Source organism: Actinosynnema sp. NPDC023658 (genome assembly GCF_040639995.1).
Lineage (GTDB): Bacteria > Actinomycetota > Actinomycetes > Mycobacteriales > Pseudonocardiaceae > Actinosynnema.
On record NZ_JBFAAX010000258.1, the window covers coordinates 1 to 8,062 of the forward strand.

Consider the following 8,062-nt stretch of genomic DNA (forward strand, 5'->3'; position numbering starts at 1 on the left):
GGTTCGCGCTCGCCGCGAACGGCAAGGCCGCGCCGCTGTTCGTCAGCGCCACCGACCACGCCGGCGTCGTGCGGGTGGTGGACGACTTGCGGGACGACGTCCAGCGCGTCACCGGCGCACGCCCGGCGGTGTCCACCGGCACGCCGTCGTCCGGCGAGGTGGTGCTGATCGGCACCCTCGGCCGCAGCCCGGTGATCGACGGGCTCGCCGCCGCCGGGAAGCTGGACGTGGAGCGGATCCGCGGCAAGTGGGAGACCTCGCTGCAACAGGTCGTCGAGAACCCGGTGGAGGGTGTCGACCGGGCGTTGGTGATCGCGGGCAGCGACCAGCGCGGGACGATCTTCGGCGCGTACGACGTGTCGCGGCGGATCGGGGTGTCGCCGTGGCACTACTTCGACGACGTGCCGGCCCGCAAGCACGACGCCGTGTACGTGCGGCCGGGCAGCTACTCGCAGGGCACGCCGGCGGTGAAGTACCGGGGCGTGTTCATCAACGACGAGAACCCCTCCACCGGCCGGTGGGCGCGGGCGGCGTTCGGGCCGGGGCTGGCGCCGGGTCAGGCGGGTGGGTTGAACCACCTGTACTACGAGAAGGTCTTCGAGCTGATGCTGCGGCTGAAGGCCAACTACCTGTGGCCCGCCGTGTGGGGCAGGGCGTTCGCCGAGGACGACCCGCAGAACCACGCCACCGCCAAGCGGTACGGCGTCGTCATGGGCACCTCCCACGAAGCACCCATGATGCGGGGCATCGAGGAGTGGAAGCGCAACCCCACCCGCTACGGCGGCACCGGCGAGTGGAGCTTCGTCCGCAACGCCACCGCGGTGCAGAACTACTGGGCCGACGGCATCAGGCGGATGGAGCAGGAGGACTTCGAGGGCGTCGTGACGCTGGGCATGCGCGGTGAGGGCGACACGAGCCTGCCCGACGGCGACGGCGTGGGGCTGATGCAGGACATCATCGCGAGCCAGCGCGCGATCCTGGACCGGGAGAGCGACACCCCGCTGACCGAGGTGCCGCAGGTGTTCACGCTGTACAAGGAGGTCCAGCGCTACTGGGACCGCGGCCTGCGCCCGCCCGACGACGTCACCGTGGTGTTCGCGGACGACAACTGGGGCAACATGCGCAAGGTCCCCGACCCCCGGTTGGCGGCGCGGTCGGGCGGCTACGGCATGTACTACCACTTCGACTACGTCGGCGGCGGGCGCAACTACAAGTGGGTCGACACGGTCAACCTGGCCAACACCCGCGAGCAGCTCGACCTGTCGTACCGCAGCGGGATCGACCGGCTGTGGGTGGTCAACGTCGGTGACCTGAAGAACGAGGAAGCGCCCACCCAGTTCTTCCTCGACTACGCCTGGAACCCCGACGCGGTCCCGGCCGACGGGGTCGACGACTGGACCCGCCGGTACGCCGCCCAGAACTTCGGCGAGGCCGCCGCCGGGCCGGTGGCCGAGGTGCTGCACGCCTACGGGCAGCTCCAGGCCCGCCGCAAGCCGGAGGCCACCAACCGCCGGTACACCCGCAGCGCCACCGGTGCGATCACCACCGACGACGCGATGACGCCGTACAGCATCGAGAACTACGGCGAGCTGGACCGCGTCACCGCCGAGTGGGACGCGCTGGCGGGCAAGGCGCAGGCGGTGGGCCGCACGTTGCCCGCCGCCGACCAGGACGCCTACTACCAACTGGTGCTGTACCCGGCGAAGGCGACGGCCAACCTGTACGCGTTGCGCAGGGCGCAGTTCCTCAACCGCTGGTACGCCTCGCAGGGCCGGGCCGCCACCAACGACCTCGCCGCGACGGCCGAGGCGCGGCTGGCCGACGACGTGGCGATGTCGAACTACTACAACAACACCCTGGCCGGCGGGAAGTGGACCGGTTGGCAGAGCCAGACGAAGTTCGGCTACGGCGACAAGGCCCGCTACGGCGACAGCGCGAGCTGGCAGGAACCGCCGGAGCCCGACCAGGTCTACCCGGCGCTGCAACGCGTCACGGTCGGGTCGGCGGCGTCCATGGGTGTGGCGATCGACGGGTCGCTGGACTGGTGGCCCAACGCCACGAGCACGCCGGTGCTGCCGGAGTTCAACCCGTACCAGACCCGGCCCGCGCAGTACGTCGAGGTGTTCAACCGGGGCGCCGGCTCGTTCGGCTACCAGGTCAAGCCGTCCGTGCCCTGGCTGACCGCCACCCCGGCCACCGGCACCACGACCAAGCAGACCCGCGTCACCCTCGCAGTCGACTGGGCCAAGGCGCCGGCCGGGAAGACGACCGTGCCCGTCGCCGTGACCGGCGCGGGTCGGACCGTCACCGTGCAGGCCGTGGTGAACAAGCCGGCCGCGCCGCTGGACGGGTTCGTGGAGGCCAACGGGTACGTGTCCATCGGAGCCGACCACTACGACCGGGCCGTCGCGGGCAACGGCGTCTCGTGGTCGCACCTGCCGGACATCGGCCGCACGGGCTCCGGCATGCAGCCCAACCCGGTCACCGCCGCCGACCAGACCCCGGGCGGCTCGGGCGCGCACCTGGAGTACCGGGTGAACCTGACCACGACCGGTCCGATCACCGTGTGGTCGTACCTGTCGCCGCGCAACAACGTGCGGCCCGGTGACGGGGTGGAGTACGCGGTGTCGATCGACGACCAGGCGCCGAAGACGGTGAACGCCACCACCGCCACCGGTTCCGACGACACGACCATGAACAAGGGCTGGGAGGTGAACGCCCTCGAAGCCGTGAACCGCACGTCGGCCACGTTCACGGTCTCGTCGCCCGGCGTGCACACCGTGAAGTTCTGGGTGGTCGACCCGACCGTGGTGCTGCAGAACCTGGTCCTCGACACCGGCGGCCTGAAGTACAGCTACCTCGGCCCGCCGGAGAGCCACCGCGTCTCCCCCGACGACCCGACCGCTTCGAGTACCACCACCTCCACGACCACGACCGTCACCACGACGAGCGGTCCGGCCGGGTGCACCGCTTCCGTGGTGCTGAACTCCTGGACCGGTGGGTTCACCGCGACCGTGAAGGTCACCGCCGGGTCGTCGGACGTCGACGGGTGGGCCGTGACGCTCACCCTTCCGGCGGGCGCGGCGGTCACCAACGCGTGGAACGCCCAGCGCGACCGCGACAGCGGGACCGTCCGGTGGACGAACGTGAGCTACAACGGCCGGATCGCCGCCGGGCAGTCCGCCGAGTTCGGCTTCCAGGGCACGGGTGTCGGCACGGGCATGACGCCGACCTGCGCCACCGGCTGATCACCGCACCGGTCGGCGGGAGCCCGCACGGCTCCCGCCGACCGACCCCACGAGGGAGTGACCATGAGCAGGACTTCGTCGATCGTCGGTCTGGTCGCGGCGGCGGCCCTGGTCGTGACGTCGCACGCGATCGGTGCGGAGCCGTCGTCCACGTCCGCCGAGCACTGGGTGCACAGCTGGGCGTCCATGCCGCAGCTGACCGAGTCGTCCAACATGCCGCCTGCGCCGTTCACGCAGAACGGCGTCGTCCTCGCGAACGCCACGTTGCGCCAGACCGTGCACGTCTCCGTCGGCGGCAGCCAACTGCGGCTGAGGTTCTCCAACGCGTTCGGCGGTGCGCCGCTGCCGATCACGGCGGTGACGGTCGCGCAGCCGCGCGGCGGGCAGGCCGGTGTGAGCGGGATCGAGCCGGGCTCGGCGCGACCGGTCATGTTCCGCGGCAAGGCGTCCGCGGTCGTGCAGAGGGGCGCGCAGGTCGTCTCGGACCCGATCCCCTTCCCCGTCCAGGCGCAGGCGAACCTGACCGTGACGATGTACTCCGGGCAGGGGCAGGCGTCCACCGACATCACCTCGCACCCCGGCTCGCGCACCACCTCGCACCTGGTCGCGGGCAACCACGTCGGTGACGAGGCCCTGTCCGGCGCCACCCCCACCGACCACTGGTACTTCCTCAGCGGCGTCGAGGTGTGGTCCGGCCCGGACACGGCGGCCCTGGTCGTGCTCGGAGACTCGTTGAGCGACGGGCGGGGTTCCACCACCAACGGCAACAACCGCTGGCCCGACCAGCTCCTGGCCAGGCTCCAGACCCAGCCGGACACGGCCGACGTGGCGGTGGTCAACCAGGCGGCCGGCGGCAACAGCGTGCTCCGGGGCGGCCTCGGTCCGACCGCGCTGTCCCGCCTGGACCGCGACGTGCTGGCGCAGAGCGGGATCGCGTGGCTGGTCGTGTTCGAGGGCGTCAACGACATCGGCGGCTCCCCGGCCACCGACGCCGGCCGGCGGCAGGTCACCGACGAGCTGATCGACGCCTACGACCAGATCATCCTCCAGTCCCACGCCCAGGGCATCCGGGTCTACGGCGCGACGCTCCTGCCGTTCGGCGGCAACAGCTACGACGACTCGTCGGGGTACCACGAAGCGGCCCGGCAGAAGGTGAACGACTGGATCCGCACCAGCGGCGCCTTCGACGCCGTCCTCGACTTCGACCAGACCACCCGCGACCCGGCCCAACCGCGCAAGCTCAAGGCCGCCTACGACAGCGGCGACCACCTCCACCTGAACCCGACCGGCTACCGCGCGCTGGCGGACGCCGTGCCGACCACCCTGCTCACCTCATAGCGCCGCGAACATCGTCGTCCGGTGCCACTCGAAGTACGCCGCCGACGACGGCTTGTGGGCCGGGCAGGAGCGACCCCGGAGGTGGAGGAGCCGGTTCCTCAGGTTCCCCTCCGGGGCGCTCTCCGGCGGGCACGTTCGCACGGTGCCGTGCTCGTCGACGGTGATCCAGCCGGCCTCGTAGAGCGAGTCGCAGCCGAAGGTGCACGCCAGCATCGCGATGTTGTCGAGGTCCCGGCGTTCGTCGTCGGTGCACAACGCGCGCTTCTTCACGTGGGCCGCGACCAGGAAGCGCAGCGGGAGGAGATCACCGCAGAGGGCGCACTCGGCCTCGTCCCGGCCGCCGGCGAGCAGGGCGCGCAGCCTGCTCTGCTCGGTGCGCACCTTCACCTGCGCGGAGGAGTCCAGCTCGCCGTAGTGCCGGTTGCGCGCGATCTCCTCGCCGGAGGGCTCGTGGAGGACCACCCGCGTGGGGTCCACGGCGAAGGCGGCGCCGGGCAGCGCGGCCAGCACGGCGCCGACGAACGTGCTGCGGTGGCCCAGGACGTCGACGTTCACCGGCACCGATCCCCGGGCGGCCAACAGGTCCAGCCCGCGCTGCACGTCGCTGATCGGGACCGGTCGCCCCTCCGGTGACCGCTGCGTCCGCACCCGGATGTCGGCCCCGCGCACCCCGAGCACGGTGTTCGGAAGCCCGGTCGAGGTCCGGAGCTCGACCCCGATCAGGTCGCGGAGCAAGTCCTCCGCGCTCGGCAGGCGACCCGACGGCCGCCCGTCCCCACCCGGGTCCTGCTCGCCCAAACCAGTCAACCGCAACGCCTCCTCCGCCAAGTCGTCCTCGAAGAACCGGTCCAGCAGCGCCCGGACCACCGCGGCACGGGCCTGCAGGTCGACGGCGAGCCGGTCGTGGACGTCCTCCGGCAGACCTGCGCGGGGGTCGTGCTCCTTCAGCCACCTCAACGGGGCCGAGCCGTGGGCGGCGGGCACCTCGGCACCCACCTCCGGCGCCTCCCACCACCCGGTCCCGACCAGGGCGACGAACGGGTACTCCGGCGTCGGCCGGCTGCCTCCCCGGCCCAAGGCGGTGAACAACCGCCGCAGCTGCTCCCGGGCCTCGGTCCAGCGGACCAACCGCGGCGAACCGCGTCGCGCCCGGCCGATGGCCCACAACAGCAGGATCGCCTGGTGGCGCACCGGCCGCTCCGCAGGACCGGCCGGGGTCAAGCCGTCGACCATGGCCACCAGGTCGTCACCCGTCATCACGCCGTGCTGCTCCCTCCGCGTCGGGAAGCCAGCATCGGCCGCGCGGTGGGCGCGTCCCACCACCGTTCGGGTGAATCGAGGGCGACCGGCCGCAGTCGGCGGGCACGACTGGAACGGCGTGCCGCAGTCGTCGTCCACCGACGATTTCCGGGGCGATTCCACGACCTCACCTGCACGAGTGACACGGACGGCCGGGGTGCGGGGCCGCCGGTACGTTCGACAGTTGTCGGAATCACGGACCTGCGGAAGGACATCGGCTGATGGGCCCCTACGAGCGGAAGTTGTCGGATCGGTTCGACTCGTTCGACGTGGACGGTGACGGGGTGCTCACCGAGCAGGACTTCGTCGGCATGGCGCAGCGGATCCTCGGTGAGTTCGGTGTGGACCGGTTCTCGCCGAAGGCGCACGCCCTGATGGGTGGGGCGCGGAACTACTGGGTCGGGCTGGCCGGGATCTCCGACCTGGACGCGGACGGCCGCATCTCGCGCGAGGAGTTCGTGTCCGCCGCCGCCCGGCGGTTGCGGGACGACCAGGCCGGGTTCGACGAGGTGATCCGGCCGTGGGCGGAGGCGGTCGTCGCGGTCGCGGACACCGATGACGACGGCGACGTCTCGATCGCGGAGTGGCAGCGCATGCTGGTCGCGATGGGCGTCGAGGCCGGCCGTGCGCGGATGCGGGCCGAGTCCACCGACACCGACGGCGACGGCCGGATCAGCGTGCCGGAGGTCGTCAACACCGCCGTCGAGTTCTACACCACCGAGAACGAGAGGCTCATGGAATTCGCCGCGGCTCGCTGAGCGGGACGACCCCGGTGCGCCACGACGGCGACCCGCCCCGCGACCGGCCCGCCGGAGCTGCCACCGGGCGGGTGCTCACGGCCCCGTGGCAGCTCCACGCGCCACCCGAGGACGTCGCCCACCCCGGCGCCTGCCACCACGTCCTGCGGTGGAGCCGGCAGTACCTGTGCCGCCCCCACGCCGAGCTGGGTCGGTCCGGGCCGGTGTGCCCCTACGCACCGGCGGCCATGGCGCAGGGCCGGGTGTTCGCCGCCGTGTGGCCCGGCCGGCCCACCGGCCTGGCCGAGGTGGTCGAGGGGATGCGCGACTACCGGCGCTGGTTCGAGCGGTCGTGCCGCGACGGGCACCACGCGCTGCTGGTGTTGTTCCCCGGCGTGCCGGGTGCCGAGGGGCACCGGTTGATCGAGCGGTCCCAGCGGCACCTGAAGACCGAGTTCGTCGAGCGCGGCCTGATGGTCGGTGAGTTCCACGACGGTCCGCCGCGGGCCGCGGCCCTGCACAACCCGGCGTTCCGGCCGCTGCACTGCCCGGTGCCGCTGCTCGCCATCCGCGACATGGTGCGCACCGACCTGACGTTCCTCACCCACCCGCGGCACCGGGCGGCCTACCGGACGAGGTTCGCCGGAGCGGGCACGCCGTGAGCCGACGCATCGTCATCGTCGGTGGCGGGGTCACCGGGGTGACGGCCTTCGCCGCCGCCGTCCGCCACCGCTGCGCCGATCGCATCGACGTCGTCGACCCGTTGCCACCGGGCACCGGCACCGCCTTCGCCACCGACCACCCGGCGCTGCTGTGCAACACCTCGGTGGGCATCATGTCGCTGCTGCCCGACGACCCGCACGACTTCCTGCGCCACCTGCACGAGCGCGGGGTGCCCGCCGGACCCGACGACGTCGTCGCCCGCGGCCTGTTCCACGACTACGTCCGCGTCCGGTACGCCGACCACGCGGCGCGGTTCCGGGCGGAGGGCGGCGTGCACCGCCACATCCGGGCCGAGGCCGCTCGCGTGCACCGGGACGTCGACGGCGGGTACCACGTCGTGGCAGGCGACCACGTGCTGCCGGCCACGGACGTGCTGGTGTGCCTGGGCTACGGCGAACCGGTGGTGCCCGCCGTGCTGGCCGAGCACGTGGACCACGAGCTGATCTTCCGCAGCCCGTTCCCGGCGGATCGGCTCCTGGCGGCACTCCCCCGGCCGGCCGACGTGCTGGTCCTGGGCACCCGCCTGTCCGCCGTCGACGCCGCCGTCCTGCTGTGCGGGCAAGGCCACGCGGTCACGCTGGCGTCGCCGTCCGGCCGGCTGCCCGCGGTGCGGTCCCGGACCGGACGCGGACGGGCCGGCCTGGTGCGCCCCCAGGACATCACCGCGCTGGGGCGGACCGTGCCGAGCCTGTACGCGGACGTGCTGGCGCTGGCGCA

The 8,062-nt window shown here is 72.6% G+C and carries 6 protein-coding genes; 5 read left to right on the forward strand and 1 reads right to left on the reverse strand.

Annotated elements, in window-relative coordinates:
• Both AB0G02_RS22880 and AB0G02_RS22885 read left to right on the forward strand, forming a co-directional pair.
• Positions 1 to 3,248 (forward strand): glycosyl hydrolase 115 family protein (locus AB0G02_RS22880; RefSeq protein WP_360797500.1); only part of this gene is annotated, 3,248 nt, incomplete at its 5' end.
• A gap of 63 nt (positions 3,249 to 3,311) precedes the next feature.
• Positions 3,312 to 4,586, forward strand: coding sequence for an SGNH/GDSL hydrolase family protein (locus tag AB0G02_RS22885; protein WP_360797501.1), 1,275 nt, complete (start codon positions 3,312 to 3,314; stop codon positions 4,584 to 4,586).
• On the opposite strand, the gene AB0G02_RS22890 is transcribed toward AB0G02_RS22885, so the two are convergent.
• On the reverse strand, positions 4,581 to 5,843 hold the full coding sequence (locus AB0G02_RS22890) for a hypothetical protein (protein WP_360797502.1): 1,263 nt from the start codon (positions 5,841 to 5,843) through the stop codon (positions 4,581 to 4,583). The two genes, AB0G02_RS22885 and AB0G02_RS22890, sit on opposite strands and share 6 nt — an antisense overlap.
• Before the next feature lie 263 nt (positions 5,844 to 6,106).
• Between AB0G02_RS22890 and AB0G02_RS22895 the strand changes: the two genes are divergently transcribed.
• From AB0G02_RS22895 to AB0G02_RS22905, 3 genes are all read left to right on the forward strand, one after another.
• Positions 6,107 to 6,643 carry an EF-hand domain-containing protein gene (locus AB0G02_RS22895; protein ID WP_360797503.1) on the forward strand — a complete coding sequence of 179 codons (537 nt, stop codon included), beginning with the start codon at positions 6,107 to 6,109 and terminating at the stop codon, positions 6,641 to 6,643.
• 14 nt (positions 6,644 to 6,657) lie between these two features.
• Positions 6,658 to 7,284, forward strand: coding sequence for a DUF6875 domain-containing protein (locus AB0G02_RS22900; RefSeq protein WP_360797504.1), 627 nt, complete (start codon positions 6,658 to 6,660; stop codon positions 7,282 to 7,284).
• Positions 7,281 to 8,062: FAD/NAD(P)-binding protein (locus AB0G02_RS22905; protein WP_360797505.1), on the forward strand; the 782-nt coding region annotated here is incomplete at its 3' end. The genes AB0G02_RS22900 and AB0G02_RS22905, both read left to right, overlap by 4 nt.

Coding starts and splice junctions, on each gene's coding strand:
- AB0G02_RS22885 (WP_360797501.1), top strand. CDS start 3,312: ATGAGCAGGACTTCGTCGATCGTCGGTCTGGTCGCGGCGGCGGCCCTG.
- AB0G02_RS22890 (WP_360797502.1), bottom strand. CDS start 5,843: ATGACGGGTGACGACCTGGTGGCCATGGTCGACGGCTTGACCCCGGCC.
- AB0G02_RS22895 (WP_360797503.1), top strand. CDS start 6,107: ATGGGCCCCTACGAGCGGAAGTTGTCGGATCGGTTCGACTCGTTCGAC.